The following is a 20,079-nucleotide window of genomic DNA, read 5'->3' as shown; positions in this document are numbered from 1 at the left end:
GTGTGCGTGTCCGCAATGGCCTTCCATATCCCCTCGGCGCCACCTGGGACGGCTCGGGGGTGAACGTCGCCGTCTTCTCGGCCAATGCGGAGAAGATCGAGCTTTGCCTTTTCGATACCAAGGGGAAGCGTGAGCTCCAGCGCGTCGCCCTGCCGGAATATACGCATGAGGTCTGGCACGGCTATTTCCCCGATTTGCGGCCAGGCCAGGTTTATGGCCTGCGCGCCCACGGACCCTATGACCCGGGCAGGGGGCACCGCTTTAATCCGAACAAGCTGTTAATCGATCCCTATGCGAAGCTGCTTTCCGGGGAGTTGCGGTGGCACGACGCCTGCTTTGGTTATCGCGTCGGGTCAACGCGCCAGGACTTGTCGATGGACCGGCGCGACTCCGCCTTTGTCATGCCGAAGTGCGTCGTCACCGACACCGCCACCACCTGGGGGGACGATGTGCGCCCGCAGACGTCCTGGGGCGATTCGGTGATCTACGAGGCCCATGTAAAGGGCATGACCGCCCTTTATCCGAAAGTGCCGGAGCAGCTTCGCGGCACGTTCGGGGGGCTGGCAGACTCGCGCGTCATCGATCACTTGGTCAAGCTCGGCGTCACCGCCGTGGAGCTCATGCCGGTCCAGGCCTTTTTCGACGATCGTTATCTCGTCGAAAAACGCCTCTCAAACTACTGGGGTTACAACACGATCGGCTTTTTTGCCACCGCGCCCCGCTACACCTCACCGGGTGGCGGCGTGCACGAGTTCAAGCGCATGGTGCGTAAGCTGCACGAAGCCGGGATCGAGGTGATCCTCGACGTGGTCTATAACCATACCGCGGAAGGCAATCAGATGGGGCCGACCCTTTCCTTCCGCGGTCTCGACAACGCAAGCTACTACATCCTGGGAGACGCTCCCCGCTACTATTACGATACGACCGGCTGCGGCAATACATTGAACCTGAAGCATCCTCGTGTGCTGCAGATGGTCATGGATTCACTGCGTTACTGGGTGGAGGAGTGCCATGTCGACGGCTTCCGTTTCGATCTGGCGACCGCGCTCGGCCGGGAACGGGACAACTTCGAACCGACCTCGGTCTTTTTCGACACGGTGCGCCAGGATCCGGTGCTCTCGCGGGTAAAGCTGATTGCGGAACCTTGGGACCTCGGGCCCGACGGGTACCAGCTAGGGAATTTTCCTCCCGGTTGGGCGGAGTGGAATGGAGCTTACCGTGACTGGATCCGCTCCTTCTGGCGCGGCGATGATCATATCGCGCCTGACCTGTCGAGCGGGCTGCTCGGATCGGCGGCCATGTTCGACCGGCGCGGGCGCAAGCCATGGGCGAGCGTCAATTTCGTGACCGCCCATGACGGCTTCACGCTCGCCGACCTCTACGCCTACAACGAACGCCACAACGAGGCCAACCAGGAAGAAAACCGCGACGGCCATGGCGACAACAGGAGCTGGAACTGCGGCGAAGAGGGTCCCACCGACAATCGGGACATTCTGGCCCTCAGGGCAAAGATGCGCCGCAATGCCATCGCGACGCTTCTCCTCTCCCAGGGAACACCGATGCTTCTAATGGGTGACGAGGTGGGTCGCACGCAGTATGGCAACAACAACGCCTATTGTCAGGATAATGAAATGAACTGGCTGCCCTGGGCAGACCATGACCCGGAGGACGAGGCGTTCTTTCAATTCGTCCGGCGAATGATCGCATACCGCCGGTCGAGCCCGCATCTGCGCCGGAAACATTTTCTGCACGGTCGGCCGGTCGATGGCGGATTTCTCGACGTGACGTGGCTGAAAGCGTCCGGCGAACAGATGAGTGACGAGGACTGGCAGGATCCAGGGCTGAAGAGCCTCGGCCTGATGCATTGCGACGAGCGCCGGTCATGCCTGCTCATCCTTTTGAACAGCTCTCCCGAGCCGATGGAATTCCAGCTTCCGCGCGAACTGGGAGTGCCGGGATGGCAGGTGATCATGCGCACTGAAACCGGCCAGTGGCCGGTATGGGATGCCATTCGCACGCCGGGCAGCATTCAACTGGCCGATCGTTCCATGGTCATTCTGGAAGGACGCGGACGATGACGCTTGAGCAGTTCGAATACCGTTGGGGAGCTAAGCTCAGCCCTGAGGGCTCCGCGGTCTTCCGCCTCTGGGCACCTGCGCTCGACCAGCTCCGGCTGAAGATCGGGCAATCGGAGGAGCGGCAGATGGAGAGCCGCGCCGATGGCTGGTTCGAGCTTCATGCCGATGGTCTGGCCGAGGGAACGGAGTATCAGTTCATCCTGCCCGACGGCATGGCGGTGCCGGATCCCGCGTCCCGTGCGCAGGCTTCCGGTGTGCACGGGCCAAGCCTGCTGGTCGGCTCCGATCATGACTGGAAGGTGCCGGGTTGGAAGGGGCGGCCCTGGCACGAGGCGGTAGTCTATGAACTCCACCCAGGCACTTTCGCGCCACTGGGCGGCTTCGAAGGTATTCGCCACAAGCTCGATCACCTGGCCGAGACCGGCTTCACCGCGATCGAGATAATGCCCGTCGCGGAGTTCTCCGGGGCGCGGGGCTGGGGCTATGACGGCGTCTTGCCCTATTGCCCGCATTCCGCCTATGGCGGCGTCGTAGGGCTGAAATATCTTGTCGACGCCGCCCATGAGCGCGGGCTGATGATGATCCTCGACGTGGTCTACAACCATTTCGGCCCGGACGGAAATTATCTGGGTGCCTATGCGCCCGACTTCTTCGACGCCGAACGCCAGACGCCCTGGGGGGCGGCGATCCGCTTCGAGGAGCCCGCGGTACGCGATTTCTTCCTCGACAACCCGATCTACTGGCTCGAGGAATTCCGCTTCGATGGCCTGCGCTTCGACGCGGTTGACCAGATCAAGGATCGGAGCGAAACACCGATCCTCGAGGAAATGGCGCAGCGGGTCCGCGAACAGTTCGGCGATCGCGAAATCCATCTGATGACAGAAGATGAGCGCAATATCGTTGGTCTTCATCCATATGATGAGGAAAACCGTCCAAAGCTCTTTACAGCCGAATGGAACGACGATTTCCATCACGCCGCACATTGCATCGCGACGGGCGAGGATGCCGGCTATTATGCGGGCTTTGCCGATGACGCGGTCGGGCATCTGGCGCGCGCCCTGGCAGAGGGCTTCTGCTATCAGGGCGAGCCCTACGCGCCCCGTGAAGGCCAGCCGCGCGGCGAGCCCAGTACAGGTCAGCCGCCCGTCGCTTTTGTCGATTTCCTGCAAAACCACGACCAGATCGGCAACCGCGCCTTCGGCGAACGGCTTACCAGCTTGGCGGACGAGGAAACCGTCGCGCTGCTGACCGCCGTCCTCCTGCTCAACCCGCAGATTCCGTTGGTTTTCATGGGCGAGGAATACGGCGAGACGAACCCGTTCCTCTTCTTTACTGACTTTCATGGCGAGCTGGCCAAGGCGGTGCGTGAGGGGAGGCGCCGTGAGTTCGCCTCCTTCGGCCACTTCGGTGAGGAAAATGCCCAGCGCATTCCCGATCCGAATGCGCTGTCCACCTTCGAGGCCTCCGCTCTCGATTGGGACCGCGCCAAGACCGAGGCGGGCCGACTGCGGCTGGCGCTCTTCCGCCGACTCCTCGAGGCGCGCCGGAGCTATGTCGTGCCGCTTCTGCCGAATATGCGATCGATGCAAGGTCAGGCGCAACGGCTGAGCCAGGGAGCGTTCCTCGTGCGCTGGACGACCGATCGCCGCCGGCTTCTCCTGGTCGCAAACTTCGGAACGGATGAAGCCGCAATCGACGAGCAAACCGACGGTCTGGAACTGGTCTATGAAAGCCGTGACGGTCTTCTTGCCGCGCTTCAGGAAGGGCGGCTTCCACGGCGCGGCGTCATTTTCGCATCGGGAGCCGGGCAATGACGGATAGCCTCGACCGACTGGCCGCCGCCCATGGCATCGTGCGCACCTACCGCGCGCTCGACGGCACGACGGCGCAAGCCTCCGAGGAGGCGGTCAGGGCGCTTCTGCAAATTCTGGGCGGTGAGGGGGAGGGTAACCCGCCCCCGCCACCCAGACGATGCCCCCCCACGCCCAAGGCACCGAAGAATACAGCGTGCTTCATCCCGGAATTTCTGAGGAGGGGTAGGGCCTGGGGCATTACCTGCCAACTCTACGGCCTCCGCTCAGGCAGGAACTGGGGCATTGGCGATTTCGAGGATCTCGCCCGGCTGGGCGAGATGGCGGCGCGGAGGGGGGCTGATTTTCTGGGCGTTAATCCGCTGCACGCGCTTTTTCTGGCCGACCCGGAGAGGGTGAGCCCCTTTTCGCCGAGCGACCGCAATTTTCTGAATCCGCTCTATATCGCTGTTGACCGGGTGGACGGTTTCGAGCCCCGGCAGGATAACGACGAGGCGGCGTTTTCCGCCCTGCATGAGGGCGAACTCGTCGACTACGGTGCAGTGACCCGCCAGAAGCTGGCCGCCCTTCGCCGGATCTACCAGCGCACAGGAGCCGTCGCAAACGAAGGCTTTGCCGCTTTTCGCGACGAGGGCGGCGCAGCACTCCGGCGGTTTGCCCTTTTCGAGGCGATCAGCCGGGAGATGGCGGATCGCGGCTTTGGGGCCGGCTGGCGCTCCTGGCCCGCTGAGTACCGGGATCCCGCCAGCGAGGCCGTCGAGCGCTTCGCCCGCGAGCACGCCGACGAGACCGATTTCATGGTCTGGCTCCAGTGGATCGCGGACCGGCAACTCGGCGACGCGGCTGCTCGGCTGCGGAAAGCGGGAATGCGTATCGGCCTCTATCTCGACCTTGCGGTCGGCACAGCACCTGATGGCGCGGCGACCTGGAGCGACCCGACGTTGACGGTCGTGGGCGCCGAGATCGGCGCGCCGCCCGACATGTTCAATCCGGACGGCCAGAGCTGGGGTTTAGCGCCGCTCTCGCCGGCGGAAATCGCCGAGCGTGATTTCGAACCCCTTCAGCGCTCCTATGAAACGATCCTGCGCCACGCCGGCGCGCTCCGCATCGATCACGCTATGAGCCTTTATCGGCTCTTCTGGATCCCGGACGGTTTTCCGCCAGGCGAGGGCGCCTATGTGCTCTACCCGATGGAGGGCATGGTGCGCGTATTGGCAAAGGTCTCGCAGCGCGCCGGCGCGATCATCATCGGCGAGGATCTGGGGGTGGTGCCGAAGGGTTTCCGCGCGGCCATGGATCGCGCCAGCCTGCTTGGTTATCGTGTTTTCTACTTCGAGCGCGATGAGGACGGCTTCATTCCGCCGGAGAAATGGCCACGCTCCGTGCTCGCCTGCGTGGGCAGCCACGACACACCCACGCTTGCCGGCTGGTGGACTGGCAGCGACATTGAGACACGCGAACAGATTGGGCTTATCGACCGGGCGGTCGCGCGGAAGGAGCGCGAAAATCGCGGGTCGGAGAAAAAGCAGGCCAAGGACTTGCTCCGCGCCAGGGGCATCATAGCCCGGGACGAGTTCGACGAGACGGTGGCGGCCGGCATCCATCAGCTCGTCGCGAGCACTCAGGCGCGGCTGGTCGTCGCGCAGATGGAGGATCTTCTGGGCCTTGCCGACCAGCCGAATGTGCCCGGCACGGTTGACGAGCATCCCAATTGGCGTCGGAAGCTTCCTGTATCCCTGGAGGAGATCGAGGAAGCGCCGGTGCCGCGCGCCGTGCTTCGCGCCATCGCGGAAGAAAGGCCGCGAACCCCATGAGCATCCCCCGCGCAACCTACCGGCTGCAGTTCCGAGAGGGCATGACCTTCGAGCGCGCGGCCGAAATCGTCCCCTATCTGGCCGAGCTCGGCATCAGTCATCTTTACGCGTCGCCGATCTTTACCGCCGCGCCGGGCTCGACTCATGGCTATGATGTGGCCGACCACCAGGCGTTCGATCCCGCGCTCGGTGGCGAAGAGGGTTTTGCGCGTCTCGCCGAGGCGCTGAAGGAGAACGGCCTCGGGCTCATCCTCGACATCGTGCCCAACCACATGGCCGTCTCCACCACCAATCCGTGGTGGCGCGATGTGCTGAAACATGGCCGCGACAGCGCATACGCGCGGCACTTCGACATAGACTGGGAGGCGCCAAAGCTGCTTCTGCCGGTGCTCGGTGAGCCCTACGGCGACGCAATTGCCGAGGGCAAGCTGGAGGTACGGATCGCTCAGGAAACCGGAGAGCCTGTCTTCGGCTATTATGACCTCTCGCTGCCGCTTGCGCCCGGGTCCCTTTCCCGCGTGGCGCAAGCGGGTGAAGGTGACCTTTCGGAAGCGCTGCCTGAAATCAACGCGGATAAGGACCGCCTGCACCGCCTGCACGAGGCGCAGGTCTGGCGGCTCGCTTATTGGCGGCTGGCGCGCGAGGCGCTGACCTATCGACGCTTTTTCGAGATTGCTGACCTCGTCGGCGTGCGGGTCGAGGATCCGGCGATCTTCGCCGATGTCCACGCACTGCCGCTCCGGCTCGTAAGCGAGGGCGTGGTGGACGGGCTGCGGATCGATCACATTGACGGTCTGGCCGATCCGAAAGCCTATCTTGCCGACCTTAAACAGGCCTCTGGGCTCGATTGCGTGCTGGTGGAGAAGATCCTGGGACCGGGGGAGCGGCTGCGCAGCGACTGGGCCTGTTCCGGCACGACGGGTTATGAATTCGCTCGCTTCGTTACTGCGTCTCAGGTTGATCCGGGCGGGCGCGAGGAGATGACGCGAGGCTGGAGCGGGTTCACCAGTGACGATGTTGACTTCACCCGCCAGGTACTCGAGGTCAAGCGGCGCATCCTGACCGTCAATCTCGCGGGCGAACTTTCGGCACTCGTGCGCCTTGCCACAACTGTCGCGGCGGATGATCTCGCCACGCGCGATTTCGGCCCCGACGCGCTGAGGATGGCTATTGTCGAGCTGGCCGCGGCCTTGCCCGTCTACCGCACCTATGTCGACCGCGGCGGCGCCTCGAACGAGGATCGCAAACTCATCGAAGGGGCCGTTGCCCAGGTTGAGCACGGCCGCGCCGTGGAGGACGACCGGGTGGTCTCCTTCGTCGCCTCATTGCTGCTTGCACCGGCGGATACGGACGCCCGCGCCACCTTCATCACCCGTTTCCAGCAGACGACCGGTCCGCTCATGGCTAAGGCCATGGAGGATACGGTCTTCTACCGCTACAACCGGCTGATCGCCTTGAATGAGGTTGGCGCGGAGCCGGATGAGTTCGGGATGGAGCCGGACGCCTTTCATGCGGCCATGCAGGCGCGGGCGGCGGAAGCGCCGCATGGTCTCTCCGCCACGGCCACCCATGACACAAAACGCGGCGAGGATGCGCGCGCACGCCTTGCCGCCTTGAGCGAAATGCCGTCGGAATGGGCCTCAGCCGTGTCGCGCTGGCACGATGCCGCATCCGGGTTTCGCCGGGCACTCCCGGACGGGCCCGCACCGGACCCGGGTACGGAATGGCTTCTTTACCAGGCGCTCGCCGGCGCCTGGTCCGCTGATCTGTCAACGCAGGATGAAGCGGGGCTGCAGGCGCTGTGCGATCGGCTTGCCGCTTTCATGACCAAGGCGCTACGCGAGGCAAAGCAGCGCACAAGCTGGACCGATCCCAACGAGCCTTTCGAGGCGGCGGTGGAGGCCTATGTGCGGCACCTCTTCGCGCCCGAAAGCCGAACCCTGCTAAAAGATATTCAAGCGACGATCACCGCCCTGGAGCCCGCGGGTCTCATCAACAGCCTTTCGCAACTGGCGCTCAAGCTCACGTTGCCGGGTGTGCCGGACATCTACCAGGGATGCGAGCTGATGGATTTCAGCATGGTCGATCCCGACAACCGCAGGCCGGTCGACTTCGCGCTCCGGCAAGGACTTCTAAAGGAAGTGCATGGCTTGTCGGCCGGCGAGGCGATGGAGCGCTGGCGCGAGGGTGTGACGAAGCTCTGGCTCCTTCAAAAGCTGCTTCGCTTGCGTAAGGAAAACGCGGAATTGTTCGCCGACGGCGGCTACGAGCCGCTGCAGGTGAGTGGCGACAAGGCGCAGCACGTGATCGCCTTCGCGCGTGTCCTTGAGGGAAAACGCGTGGTTGTCGCGGTTCCCCGGCTGGTGCTCAGGCACTGCAAGTCCGCGAAAAAATCCTGGATCAGCAGCGCCTTCGCGCGGACGCAGCTCCCTCTTCCCACACACGCCGGAGGCTACAAGACATTATCGGAAAAAACGGTCGACGGAGGTGAGGCTGCGCTCTCCACCCTTTGGGCAGAACTGCCGGTTGCCGTGCTCAAGTCCCAATAGACTGATGCAGCTTTGGCAACCGGTCAACGCAGTCTTGCTGTGTCTTACTCCGATTAGGTCGGCTTTTTCGGTCGCTTCGCCGCGCCGGTGTTGCGGCGCTTTGTGCTGCCGGTGCTGCCCTCGGTCGAGGCAGGACTTGCGCCTGGTTTTGTTGCGCCGGGGTCGGCGGATCCGCTGGATACCCCCGAGCTGCTGCCTGACTCTGGGAAGTCTTCCGGCATCTCCGGTATCTCGGCGTCATCGGCGTTTCCGCCTTCTTCCACCTCGATCTCGCGTGCTGCGCGTTCCCAATGTTCGTGATGCCGGCCTTCCGGATGGCCCTCGGCCTCCCAGAGTTCGTAGGCGCGACGGCGGATTTTCTCTTCCCGATCCGAAGACATGGCGGTCCCTCCATCTTCGCTTAAACACGAGGCGGGCTACAATGTTCCGGCCGATGAGCAACAATGATGAGGGTTCTTCCCAGAGCGGTATTTCGGCGCCAAATCCCGCCTATTATGGAAAAGCGGCGCTGACAAAGTTAGACAAACGGTTGACGCACGCTAATGATATGAAACTGTCGTAATACCCTGTCACCACTGGCGATCGGATCAGGGCCAGCCACCCGCGATTTCGAGCAGTAAGGACAAGCAGGTCATGAATGAACTGAAACCGACCAAAAGCGAATTTCCGACCCACGAGGCTGGAGCGGTTGCCGAAGTGGCACGGTCAAGTCCGGACCGTTTCATCAACCGCGAGTTTTCATGGCTCCAGTTCAATCGCCGTGTACTTGATGAGTCCCAGAACGAGAATCATCCGCTCCTAGAGCGACTGCGTTTCCTGTCAATCTCTGCTGACAACCTGGACGAGTTTTTCATGGTGCGCGTGGCCGGTCTGGCTGGGCAGGTCCGCGAGGGCATTGCCACGCGTAGTGCCGACGGTCGCACACCTAGTCAGCAGCTTGAGCAAGTGCTTCGCGAGGTAAGCCGGCTTCAGGTTGAACAGCATGAAAGTCTTACGCATCTGCTCGAGCTTCTCAAGAAGCAAGGGATTGAATTGGTGAAGCCCGATGCGCTGAGTCGCGACGATCGTAAATGGGTGGAGAACCATTTTCTGGAGGAAATCTATCCGGTCCTCACTCCGCTTTCGATCGATCCAGCCCACCCCTTTCCGTTCATTCCGAACCTCGGGTTTTCCATAGCGCTGGCCCTTCAGCACCTGTCGAAGGCCGAGACGATGACGGCGCTTCTGCGTCTGCCTGTCACGCTGCCGCGTTTCGTAGCGTTACCGAAACGACCAAAGTGCGTGCGATTTATCGCTCTTGAAGACATTGTCGAAATGTTCATCAGCAAGCTTTTTCCCGGTTACAAGGTTACGGGCTCAGGCACCTTCCGGATCATCCGCGACAGCGATATCGAAGTTGAGGAAGAAGCCGAAGATCTGGTGCGCCTTTTCGAGTCGGCGCTCAAGCGGCGGCGACGCGGGTCCGTGATCCGCATCGAGTTCGAGAGCTCGATGCCGGAGGATCTGCGCGATTTCGTTGCATCCCAACTGAGTGTGCAAGAGTCGCGTATTAGCGTTCTTGAGGGGCCGCTGGCCCTCAATCACGTATCTGAACTCGTGAAGTTGCCGCGCGATGACCTGAAATTCACTTCCTACAACCCGCGGTTTCCAGAGCGTATCCGGGACCACGGGGGAGACTGTTTCGCCGCTATCCGCGAAAAGGACATTATCGTTCATCACCCGTATGAGAGCTTCGACGTGGTGGTACAGTTTCTGCGGCAGGCCTCGCAGGACCCTGATGTCGTCGCGATCAAGCAGACGCTCTATCGTACGTCCAACGACAGCCCGATCGTGCGCGCATTGATAGAGGCGTCGGAGGCGGGAAAATCAGTGACGGCGCTTGTAGAACTCAAGGCACGGTTCGACGAGGAGGCGAATATCCGTTGGGCGCGGGATCTTGAACGTGCTGGCGTGCAGGTCGTCTTCGGGTTTATCGAGTTGAAAACACACGCCAAGATGTCGCTCGTGGTTCGGCGTGAGGATGGCCGGTTGCGCAACTATGTGCACCTGGGGACTGGTAATTATCATCCCATTACCGCGCGTATCTACACCGATCTGTCGTACTTTACCGTTGATCCGGTCATTGCGCATGATGTGGCGAAGGTTTTCAATTTCATCACCGGTTATGCAGAACCGGACGTAGACATGAAGCTCGCTGTTTCTCCCTTCATTCTGCGCAATCGGTTGCTCCAGCATATTCGCGCCGAGGCTGAAAACGCTAAGGCCGGGCGACCGGCGCAAATCTGGATGAAGATGAACGCGCTGGTTGATCCGGAAGTGATCGACGCACTTTATGAAGCCGGTCGAGCCGGCGTGGAGATCGACCTGGTCGTTCGTGGTATATCCTGTCTGAGGCCGCAAGTTCCGGGTCTTTCGGAGAACATCCGGGTCAAATCCATCATTGGCCGCTTTCTGGAGCACAGCCGGATCTACTGCTTCGGTAACGGGCACGGGCTCCCGTCGGATGAAGCGATCATCTACATCTCGTCGGCCGATATAATGCCGCGCAATCTGGACCGCCGCGTCGAAACCATGGTGCCGCTCACCAATCCCACGGTGCATGAGCAGGTGCTCGGGCAGATCATGCTGGGAAATATCATGGACAACCAGCAGAGTTTCGAAGTATTGCCTGACGGTAGCTCGCGGCGTATCGTGCCGGCAGAGGGAGAAGAAGCCTTCAACGCTCAGGAATATTTCATGACTAATCCAAGCCTTTCGGGTCGCGGTGATGCGTTGAAATCCCATGCGCCGAAGCGGATTGCTGCATTCAAACGGCGCAAGAAAGCGCTTGCGGCCGGCTGATTCGTCGTGAGCGTCGAAGCCTCGCAGGGCCGTTTGCAGGACCGGCGGCCCGTTTCAGTAATCGACATCGGCTCGAACTCGATTCGGCTGGTGATCTATGAAGGTATCGCACGGTCTCCAACGATTTTGTTCAACGAGAAGATGCTGGCCGGTCTTGGCCGGGGCATGGTGCTGACCGGTGAACTCGACCCCCACGGTGTCAGCCGTGCGGTGGAGGAATTTCGTCGCTTTCGAGCGCTCTCAGAGCAAGCGGGTGCGCAATCGCTGCATGTGCTAGCAACCGCGGCGGCACGCGAAGCGACCAACGGACCGGACTTCATTCGCCGGGCCGAGGACATTCTTGGAACGGAAATCCAGGTTCTGTCAGGACGGCAAGAAGCATACTATGCCGCTCTGGGCATTGTCTCCGGCTTTTACAAAGCAGACGGCCTGGTGGGGGATTTCGGCGGCGGCAGCTTGGAGCTGGTGGATTTGCATGGCGAGGCCATGGAGCATGGTATTACCCTCCCACTCGGCGGTCTGCGGCTGCAAGATATTGCAAAGAATTCTCTTGACGTCGCGGAAGAGGTCATCCGAGACGAGATCGCACGAGCTGATTGGCTAAAATTGGGGGAGGGCAGACCTTTTTATTGCGTGGGGGGCACCTGGAGAAATCTTGCCCGATTGTACATGATCCAAACAGGCTACCCGCTGGAAGTCATGCATCATTACGCGCTCGGTCAGGAGGAAGCGCTCCCGTTTCTCGAGCAGGTTATGGGTAGCGCCCCCGCCGACATACGGGGTATCAAGCGCGTGTCGAAGAATCGCCGCGCGCTGTTGCCCTATGGCGCGGCAGTCTTGCGCGAGATCATCCATGCGGCGAATCCTTCACAGATTATCTTTTCTGCCACTGGCGTGCGGGAAGGATTTCTCTATTCGCTGTTGCCGGAACAGGCCTGGGATGCCGATCCGCTAATCTCGGCCGCTGAGGAATTGGCCTTGCTTCGTTCACGCTCTGTTACGCACGCGCGCGAGCTTGCGGAGTGGACCGGTAAGGCTTTGGAGGCGCTCGGCTTCGAGGAAACAGAAGACGAGGCGCGCTATCGCTATGCCGCCTGCTTGCTTGCCGATATCGGCTGGCGTGCCCATCCGGATTATCGGGGTACTCAGTCGCTGAATATTATTGCGCATGGTTCGTTCAGCGGGATCGATCATCCGGGGCGGGCTTTCATCGCCCTTTCCATCCTGTTCCGTCACGAGGGACTTTATGAGGAGGCTCTGTCACCGAAAATGCGTGATCTCGCCACGCCGCGCTATGTCGAGCGGGCTCGACTGCTGGGTGGGTTGATGCGCGTTGCATACCTGTTTTCGGCATCGATGCCGGGCGTGATCCCGCTGTTGAAATGGGAGAAGCGGCCGGACGGTTCATTTGCACTCGTCATCCCGCCCTCGCATGCATCTCTCATGGGGGAGCGTCCGCAGGGGCGGTTGGCGCAACTGGCCAAGGTGACGGGCATGAACCTCGCGCTGGAAGTCGGTAAGTAGCTACTCCGCGGCGTTCGCCAATGCTGCCTCTGGAGAGAAAGTTTCAATCCGGCGGTTGGCGAAGCGCAGCGCGGTTTCACCCCGTAATAGCTTAAGCGCCTCTTCTCCGAATATCTCGCGGCGCCACCCCGAAAGCGCCCGGATTTTTGCGTTCTCGCCATCCGCAGCGAGCTTGTCAATATCATCCGACGAAGCGAGCATCTTTGGAGCGACACTATGTTTTTCGGCCACAAGCTTGAGTAGGACCTTCATCAGATCAGCTGCAGCCGCCGCGCCTTCCGGCGGGTGTTGAGCCTTCGGCAGGCGCGGCAGTTTGTCCTTGGGAATGGAGAATGCGGCTTCGACGGCTTCGACCAGTCCGTCAGCGGATGCGGAGCGCTCCCAGCCCTTGCCGATGCTGCGCAGGCGGCCTAGCGCCTCGTTGTCGCGGGGTTGCTGTTGGGCGATTTCGTAAATCGCATCGTCCTTCAGAACGCGTCCGCGCGGGACGTTGCGTTCTCGGGCCTGGCGCTCACGCCAGGCGGCCACGTTCTGCAGAACCGCGAGCTCGATCGGCTTGCGTACGCGCAGTTTCAATCGTTTCCATGCATCGTCCGGATGGGGGTCGTACGTCTCCTGCGCCGTCAGGACGTTCATTTCTTCCGTCAGCCAGCTTGCTCTTCCCTCGCGCTCCAACTCGGTCTTCAAAAATTCGTAGACTTCGATAAGGTGGGTGACGTCTGCCAGAGCATAGTGAAGCTGCTTCTCCGAGAGCGGTCGGCGGCGCCAGTCGGTGAAGCGCGATGTCTTGTCGATGTGTTTGCCCGTCGTCCGGTAGACGAGTTGGTCATAAGAGACGCTATCACCGAAACCGCAAACCATTGCGGCCACTTGCGTGTCGAAGACCGGATGGGGGATCAGCCCGCCGCGGTGAAAAATAATCTCGATATCCTGTCTCGCCGCGTGGAAAACCTTTGTCACATTCTCGTTAGCCATGAGGCGGAACAAAGGCGTAAGATCCATACCCTTGGCTAAAGGATCCACCAACGCAGTAATGCCGGGTGCTGCCATCTGAACGAGGCAAAGCTCCGGCCAAAAGGTTGTTTCCCGAATGAATTCGGTGTCGATCGTTATGAAATCGGATTGTTCGAGAGCGGCGATCGCTTCTTCGAGCTCGCGGCGGGTGGTTATGAGTTCCATGTCTCTTCTTTAACGAAAATATGCCAATGGGTGCAATGGGCTTGGCGCGTATTGCCCTTACACCGCCTTGACAAAACCGGACGCCCATGCGCTTTTCGCGCCGGTTTTGAACATGGGCGCTGGTGCCCAATCCCGTCACCTTTCTGGATACGGAAACATCGTATGCATCGTTATCGCAGCCACACCTGCGCAGAATTGAGATCATCCCACGTCGGTGAGACCGTCCGCATTTCGGGCTGGGTCCACCGTGTGCGCGACCATGGCGGACTGCTCTTTATCGATCTGCGTGACCATTACGGTGTCACGCAAATCGTCGCCGATCCGGATTCGCCTTCCTTCAGCACCGCTGAGAAAGTCCGTGGGGAATGGGTTATCCGAGTCGATGGTGAGGTGAAGGCCCGTACGGAAGAAACTGTCAATCCGAACCTGCCGACGGGTACAATCGAGGTATTCGCCGGCGAGATCGAGATACTGTCGCAGGCCCAGGAATTGCCGCTCCCTGTTTTCGGCGAGCCCGACTATCCTGAAGATATCCGTCTTAAATATCGGTTTCTCGACTTGCGCCGCGAAACTCTTCATCGAAATATCGTCACGCGCACCAAGGTCATTGCAGACATGCGTGAGCGGATGAACGAGGCGGGATTTTCGGAATTTTCCACGCCCATTCTAACAGCCTCCTCTCCGGAGGGTGCGCGCGACTTCCTCGTTCCGTCGCGTCTGCACGAGGGGAAATTTTATGCGCTGCCGCAGGCGCCGCAGATCTATAAGCAACTCATTATGGTTTCCGGCTTCGACCGGTACTTTCAGATCGCGCCATGTTTCCGCGACGAGGACCCACGCGCCGACCGCCTTCCGGGCGAGTTTTACCAGCTCGATCTCGAGATGAGCTTTATCGAGCAGGAGGACGTCTTCCAGACAATGGAGCCCGTGATGCGGCAGGTTTTCGAGGCGTTTGCCGACGGTAAGCCGGTTACGCGTGAATTCCCGCGTATCCCCTATGACGAAGCGATGCGCAAATACGGTACGGATAAACCCGACCTGCGCAACCCAATCATTATGGAGGAGGTCTCCGACCACTTCCGCGATTCGGGTTTCAAGGTGTTTGCCAATATTCTGGCGAACGACAATCAAGCCGAGGTCTGGGGCATACCAGCCCCGACGGGCGGTTCGCGCGCTTTCTGTGATCGCATGAACTCCTGGGCGCAGGGTGAAGGTCAGCCGGGGCTTGGTTATATCTTTTGGCGCAAAGAGGGGGAGGCGCTGGAAGGCGCTGGACCGCTGGCGAAGAACATCGGTCCCGAACGAACCGAGGCCATCCGCCAGCAGTTGGGGCTCCAGGACGGCGACGCCTGTTTTTTCGTTGCCGGTGATCCGAAGAAGTTCGTTCCGTTCGCCGGTGCGGCGCGCACGCGTGTCGGCGAAGAGCTGAACCTCCTCGACCGCGATCGCTTCGAGCTTGCGTGGATTGTCGATTTCCCGTTCTACGAATGGAATGAGGATGAAAAGCGCGTCGACTTCGGCCATAACCCTTTCACCATGCCGCAAGGCGGGATAGCCGCGCTTGAAGGTGAGGACCCGCTTTCCATCAAGGCGTTCCAATACGACCTGGTGTGCAACGGCTTTGAGATCGCCTCCGGCGGTATTCGCAATCATTTGCCTGAGGTCATGGTGAAGGCATTTGAGATCGTTGGTTTCGACAGGCAGACGGTGGAGGAGCGCTTCGGCGGGCTTTATCGCGCGTTTCAGTACGGAGCGCCGCCGCATGGTGGAATGGCGGCCGGTATCGACCGGATCATCATGTTGCTGGCGGGCGCGAAAAACCTTCGCGAAATCACGATGTTCCCGATGAACCAGCAGGCACAGGACCTGCTCATGGGTGCGCCTTCGGAAGCGACGCCGCAGCAGCTTCGCGAGTTGCACCTGCGGCTTGCTCCGAAGAAAGAGTAACGCCATGACGGCTCGGGCGGAGAATGCAAACGCCCGCCGCCCGCGCGTTCTCGTGACAGGTTTTGGGCCTTTTCCCGGCGCGCCAGAGAATCCGTCAGAAGCTTTGGTAAACGCTTTTGCTGTGCGATCCCCCGTATCGCCGAGCGTTTGCGATCTGGCGCTTGAGGTGCTGCCGGTGGAGTACGCGGCGGTTCCCGAGCGGTTGTCGGTGCTGGGGCGGGATTTTTCGCCCGATATCGCGATTCATTTCGGTCTGAGCGACAGGGCACGAGGCTTCACGCTGGAGCGGCTGGCGCGCAACGAGATCCGCGCGGAGAAGCCGGACATCAGGGGCGAGAAAGGCGGGGGTGGGCCGATTCGTGAGGGGGCAGGGGATCTCGTTTCCACATTGCCGCTGAAAGCTATTGCCGAGACACTTTCCGCAAACGGCCTGCCAGTCTACTGGTCGGATGATGCCGGCGGCTATCTGTGCAACTACCTGTTTTTCCTTTCACAGGGGCATTTGTGCGGTGGGTTTGCCCCGGCGATGGCGGGGTTTATCCATGTCCCACCGTTGCGGGATGAAACGTTCACGGGCGATATGCTCGAACGCGGCGCCCTTGCGGTTATCGAGACCTGTTGCCGCAATTGGATGGCCCGCTCCGGGCAGAGCGGGCCATAGATCTTCGAGGGCTATTGGTTGGCCGTAACCGTCAAGCCGAGCTGCTGAACCAGCATGTCGGGTGAACCCATGGCCGCTCCCATCAGCATGGCAAAGGGGACGGGGTTTTCGGGCTGCGCGCTGATTTCGAAATGCTGCGGATTTTCCAGGAAGGTGCCGACTGCCTGGCTCACGGTTTCGGCAAGATCATTTCCGGCGAAGCTGGCGATCTGCTGCTGCAGGGCGGTAGTGCTTTGCGTAATGATATCATCCGTGGTGGTGTTTCTCCTGCTGGCAACCTCATCCAGAGCTTTTTCGGTAAGCCCGTCATCATTGAAGCGGATCGACGCGCTGTGGAAGGTGAGTTGCTGGACGAGTCCGAGCATCGCCATGCCTTGCATGGAATTGTCGTTGCCGCTTGCGCCTTCTTCGCGGTTGCGAGTCGTTTCCTCCAACGTGCGTGCAAACTCCGGCGTATAGCCCGCGAAATCTAGAGCGAGGAGCAGCGTGCCTGCATCCTCCACGACCGCTTCGTAGCGGGACAGGGTCATACGACCGTCGGAGGGACGCCAGGATCCCTCCATCAGCGCGTTTCCGCTCAATTCTCCGTAGCCCATTTCGGAAAGCATGGCTGCGGTGTCCGCGTCGTCAAACATGCCTTGGAGATTGAAGGAGTAGTTCTCGACGGCGCCCGTCGTCTCCATCGTGTTGTCGTCTGTTATGTTGATGTCGGCGTAGACATTGGTGAGCGATGCGACCGGCCCCTCCTGACCTTCAACGTCAATCCGAGCAACTTCCATTCGGTCGTAGCGCATGACGCCGCCGAAGGGATCCGTCGCAAGATCTTCCGGCAGGACCAATCCGGTCGCACGGTAATCGATGAGCGACAGGTTCATTTCTCCCATCGGCGTTTCGAAGCTCTCAACCTCAACCGTGCCGACGCGGTAACTTCCGTCCGGTTCTTCGGTGACGTCTTGCAGAACGAGCTGGTCGATGGAGATGCTGCCCTCTAGTTCCGTGTTTCGGGCAGTAACGTCATCAAGAATGACATCATTTCCTTCCAGGCGTGCGTCGCCATAGCTAAGCTCGACATCCTGCTGTTCCAGTACAGCTTTCAAGCGGTTCCCCGCCTCTTCCGCTTCGATCGCAAGGGCTGGAGTTGCGGCTGCGGCGGCTGCGATACCGGCGGCGAAAAAAGAGGTGTGTCGGAAGCGGTGCAGGTCCATGCGGGATTCCTTTATTGGCGTTGGTGCGTCTCAATTCGGGCGGTTCATAGAAGTTCCGGCGAAGATGCCGGGCACTTCGCACGCTGTCAATTTGCCATCGCGAATATAATAAATGGATGAAAGTGGGGTTTCCCTTTGCTTCATGGGGATTTGCGTCCATACGCCACTTGCCGCGAATCACCGCGTTCGATAACTCCAAGCCATGGGAAAAGATTTGTTGCCGCCCGATAGCGGAGGAGACTCCGCTGGACCAGTCGATCTGAAAAAGGCGCTCGAAGAGCGCTATCTCGCCTACGCACTTTCGACCATCATGCACCGAGCTCTGCCGGATGTGCGTGACGGGCTGAAGCCGGTGCACCGCCGCATTATGCACACGATGCGGCTGTTGCGCCTTAACCCGGATCAAGGCTTTGCGAAGTGCGCGCGCATCGTCGGCGACGTCATGGGTAAATTCCACCCTCATGGCGATCAGTCGATCTATGATGCGCTGGTGCGTCTGGCACAGCCATTTTCCGTTCGTTACCCGCTGGTCGACGGGCAAGGCAATTTCGGCAACATCGACGGCGATAACGCTGCAGCGATGCGCTACACGGAAGCGCGAATGACGGAAGTGGCGGTCGAGCTTTTGACCGGCCTTAACGAAGATGCCGTCGATTTCCGCGTGACATACAACGAAGAAGACGAAGAGCCGATCGTTCTTCCGGGCGCTTTTCCGAACTTATTATGTAACGGCTCCAGCGGCATAGCAGTAGGGATGGCGACATCCATTCCGCCGCACAACGCTGCAGAAATATGTGATGCAGCGCTCGCACTGATTGATGACCACGAGGTTACGGTCTCGAAGCTACTGGAGTTCGTCAAGGGCCCCGATTTTCCTACAGGCGGCGAGATCGTGGAGGACGCGGACTCCATCCGCGAAGCGTATGAGACGGGCCGTGGCGGCTTTCGCCTGCGCGCCCGCTGGGAGAAGGAAGATCTGGGGCGCGGCATGTGGCAGGCGGTTGTCACTGAGATTCCCTATGGTTTGCAGAAGTCCCGTCTGATCGAGAAGATCGCCGAGCTAATTCTTGCTCGCAAGCTGCCATTGCTGGAGGATATACGGGACGAAAGCGCCGAGGATATTCGCGTCGTTCTGGTTCCGAAGAGCCGTACCGTCGAGCCCGAGCTTTTGATGGAGTCGCTTTTCCGATTGACGGATCTGGAAACCCGCTTCCCCCTCAACATGAATGTGTTGTCGCGGGGAAAGGTGCCGGGTGTCCTTTCGCTCAAACAAGTGCTTCGTGAGTGGCTTGACCACCGTCGTGAGGTGCTCCTTCGCCGCTCCCGCCACCGTCTGGCGGCGATCGAGAAGAGACTGGAGATTCTTGCCGGGTATCTGATTGCCTACCTCAATATCGACGAGGTGATCCGAATTATCCGGGAGGAGGATGAACCGAAGCCGGTAATGATGGAGCGCTTCGAGCTGACGGACAATCAGGCCGAGGCAATTCTCAATATGCGGCTGCGCGCGCTGCGTAAGCTGGAAGAATTCGAAATCCGCAAGGAGTTCGAGAAGCTTTCCGACGAGAAGAAGCAGATCGAGGCGCTTCTTGCTTCGGAAGACCGTCAGTGGAAAACGGTGCGTTGGGAAGTGGCGAAAGTGCGCCAGACTTTCGACCCGGAGAAAAATCCGGCGCTCGGCCGCCGGCGCACCACCTTCGGCGAGGCGTCGGAGCATGATCTGGAAGACGTCCAGCAAGCGATGATTGAACGCGAGCCGGTCACCATTGTTCTTTCAGAAAAGGGCTGGCTGCGCGCAATGAAAGGGCATTTGTCCGATTTCAATTCTCTTTCATTCAAGGAGGGCGACAGCCTCAAGATCGCCTTTCATGCGCAGACGACGGATAAAGTCCTGCTCTTCACCACGGGTGGCAAGTTCTACACTGTGGGGGCTGACCGGCTGCCCGGCGGGCGCGGACACGGCGAGCCTGTGCGAATCATGGTCGATATCGAGAGCGACCAGGGCATCGTCACCGCCTTTGTGCACGAGGCAGAGCGCCGCCTCCTGCTCGCTTCTCACGGCGGGAATGGCTTTGTCGTGGCGGAGAAAGATGTGATTGCGAACACCCGTAAGGGCAAGCAGGTGATGAACGTCAAGGCACCCGACGAGGCCCGGCATTGCGTACCGGTGACCGGCGACCATGTCGCTGTCGTGGGAGAAAATAGAAAATTGCTCGTCTTTCCGTTGAACGATGTGCCGGAGATGGCACGCGGCAAGGGTGTGCGCCTGCAGCGCTTTAAGGATGGCGGACTCGGCGATATCAAGACCTTCACTATGGCCGATGGCCTCACGTGGCGGGATTCGGCAGATCGCGTCTTCACACGCAGCCGAGAGGAACTCATCGAGTGGCTGGGGAACCGGGCAACTGCCGGACGAATGGCGCCGAAGGGCTTTCCGCGGACCGGAAAATTCGGCTGACGGACTGAAATA

General features: G+C 60.5%; 12 protein-coding genes. 9 read left to right on the top strand and 3 right to left on the bottom strand.

Features of this window, described 5'->3' with window-relative positions; all coding sequences use genetic code 11:
* The first annotated feature begins 2 nt into the window (after positions 1–2).
* From glgX to treY, 4 genes are read left to right on the top strand one after another with little or no spacing between them, the layout of a single operon-like run.
* Positions 3–2,078 carry a glycogen debranching protein GlgX gene (gene glgX, locus LY631_RS05115; protein ID WP_274424055.1) on the top strand — a complete coding sequence of 692 codons (2,076 nt, stop codon included), beginning with the start codon at positions 3–5 and terminating at the stop codon, positions 2,076–2,078.
* The gene (treZ, locus tag LY631_RS05110; protein ID WP_274424054.1) at positions 2,075–3,892 is read left to right on the top strand and encodes a malto-oligosyltrehalose trehalohydrolase; all 1,818 of its coding nucleotides are present in this window, start codon (positions 2,075–2,077) and stop codon (positions 3,890–3,892) included. Before glgX ends, treZ begins: the two co-directional genes overlap by 4 nt.
* Positions 3,889–5,703 carry a 4-alpha-glucanotransferase gene (gene malQ, locus LY631_RS05105; RefSeq protein WP_274424053.1) on the top strand — a complete coding sequence of 605 codons (1,815 nt, stop codon included), beginning with the start codon at positions 3,889–3,891 and terminating at the stop codon, positions 5,701–5,703. The genes treZ and malQ overlap by 4 nt, the downstream gene beginning before the upstream one ends.
* Positions 5,700–8,252 carry a malto-oligosyltrehalose synthase gene (treY, locus tag LY631_RS05100; protein WP_274424052.1) on the top strand — a complete coding sequence of 851 codons (2,553 nt, stop codon included), beginning with the start codon at positions 5,700–5,702 and terminating at the stop codon, positions 8,250–8,252. Before malQ ends, treY begins: the two co-directional genes overlap by 4 nt.
* Before the next feature lie 53 nt (positions 8,253–8,305).
* Here treY and LY631_RS05095 read toward each other — a convergent pair whose 3' ends face one another.
* Positions 8,306–8,632: a DUF2934 domain-containing protein gene (locus LY631_RS05095; protein WP_274424051.1), complete on the bottom strand. Its 327-nt coding sequence runs from the start codon at positions 8,630–8,632 to the stop codon at positions 8,306–8,308.
* Positions 8,633–8,885: 253 nt separating this feature from the next.
* On the opposite strand from LY631_RS05095, the gene LY631_RS05090 reads away from it, so the two are divergent.
* Entirely contained in the window at positions 8,886–11,093 is a 2,208-nt protein-coding gene (locus LY631_RS05090) for an RNA degradosome polyphosphate kinase (RefSeq protein WP_274424050.1), read from the top strand.
* 6 nt (positions 11,094–11,099) lie between these two features.
* Positions 11,100–12,617 (top strand): exopolyphosphatase, encoded by a 1,518-nt coding sequence (gene ppx / locus LY631_RS05085; protein ID WP_274424049.1) that lies wholly within the window; start codon positions 11,100–11,102, stop codon positions 12,615–12,617.
* Here the strand turns inward: ppx and rnd are convergent, their stop codons facing one another.
* Complete coding sequence (rnd, locus tag LY631_RS05080; RefSeq protein ID WP_274424048.1) at positions 12,618–13,796, bottom strand: ribonuclease D; 1,179 nt, start codon at positions 13,794–13,796, stop codon at positions 12,618–12,620. It lies immediately after the preceding gene.
* Between the two features lie 162 nt (positions 13,797–13,958).
* Here rnd and aspS point away from each other — a divergent pair, with 162 nt between their 5' ends.
* Positions 13,959–15,743 carry an aspartate--tRNA ligase gene (gene aspS, locus LY631_RS05075; protein WP_274424047.1) on the top strand — a complete coding sequence of 595 codons (1,785 nt, stop codon included), beginning with the start codon at positions 13,959–13,961 and terminating at the stop codon, positions 15,741–15,743.
* 4 nt (positions 15,744–15,747) lie between these two features.
* The gene (locus tag LY631_RS05070) at positions 15,748–16,404 is read left to right on the top strand and encodes a pyroglutamyl-peptidase I (protein WP_274424046.1); all 657 of its coding nucleotides are present in this window, start codon (positions 15,748–15,750) and stop codon (positions 16,402–16,404) included.
* Positions 16,405–16,415: 11 nt separating this feature from the next.
* Here LY631_RS05070 and LY631_RS05065 read toward each other — a convergent pair whose 3' ends face one another.
* Positions 16,416–17,609 (bottom strand): hypothetical protein, encoded by a 1,194-nt coding sequence (locus LY631_RS05065; RefSeq protein WP_274424045.1) that lies wholly within the window; start codon positions 17,607–17,609, stop codon positions 16,416–16,418.
* 202 nt (positions 17,610–17,811) lie between these two features.
* Here LY631_RS05065 and parC point away from each other — a divergent pair, with 202 nt between their 5' ends.
* A complete protein-coding gene (gene parC, locus LY631_RS05060) occupies positions 17,812–20,067 on the top strand; it encodes a DNA topoisomerase IV subunit A (RefSeq protein WP_274424044.1) in 2,256 nt (751 codons plus the stop codon).
* The last annotated feature ends 12 nt before the right edge of the window (positions 20,068–20,079 follow it).

This window comes from Chelativorans sp. YIM 93263 (genome assembly GCF_028767125.1).
GTDB lineage: Bacteria > Pseudomonadota > Alphaproteobacteria > Rhizobiales > Rhizobiaceae > Chelativorans.
The sequence above is the reverse complement of the archived record's forward strand: the minus strand, read 5'-3'. Positions and strand labels throughout refer to the sequence as shown.

Excerpts from the sequence above, each read along its gene's own strand:
- rnd (WP_274424048.1), bottom strand. The coding sequence starts at position 13,796 with ATGGAACTCATAACCACCCGCCGCGAGCTCGAAGAAGCGATCGCCGCT.
- parC (WP_274424044.1), top strand. The coding sequence starts at position 17,812 with ATGGGAAAAGATTTGTTGCCGCCCGATAGCGGAGGAGACTCCGCTGGA.
- malQ (WP_274424053.1), top strand. The coding sequence starts at position 3,889 with ATGACGGATAGCCTCGACCGACTGGCCGCCGCCCATGGCATCGTGCGC.
- LY631_RS05070 (WP_274424046.1), top strand. The coding sequence starts at position 15,748 with ATGACGGCTCGGGCGGAGAATGCAAACGCCCGCCGCCCGCGCGTTCTC.
- treZ (WP_274424054.1), top strand. The coding sequence starts at position 2,075 with ATGACGCTTGAGCAGTTCGAATACCGTTGGGGAGCTAAGCTCAGCCCT.
- aspS (WP_274424047.1), top strand. The coding sequence starts at position 13,959 with ATGCATCGTTATCGCAGCCACACCTGCGCAGAATTGAGATCATCCCAC.
- LY631_RS05095 (WP_274424051.1), bottom strand. The coding sequence starts at position 8,632 with ATGTCTTCGGATCGGGAAGAGAAAATCCGCCGTCGCGCCTACGAACTC.
- treY (WP_274424052.1), top strand. The coding sequence starts at position 5,700 with ATGAGCATCCCCCGCGCAACCTACCGGCTGCAGTTCCGAGAGGGCATG.
- LY631_RS05065 (WP_274424045.1), bottom strand. The coding sequence starts at position 17,609 with ATGGACCTGCACCGCTTCCGACACACCTCTTTTTTCGCCGCCGGTATC.
- LY631_RS05090 (WP_274424050.1), top strand. The coding sequence starts at position 8,886 with ATGAATGAACTGAAACCGACCAAAAGCGAATTTCCGACCCACGAGGCT.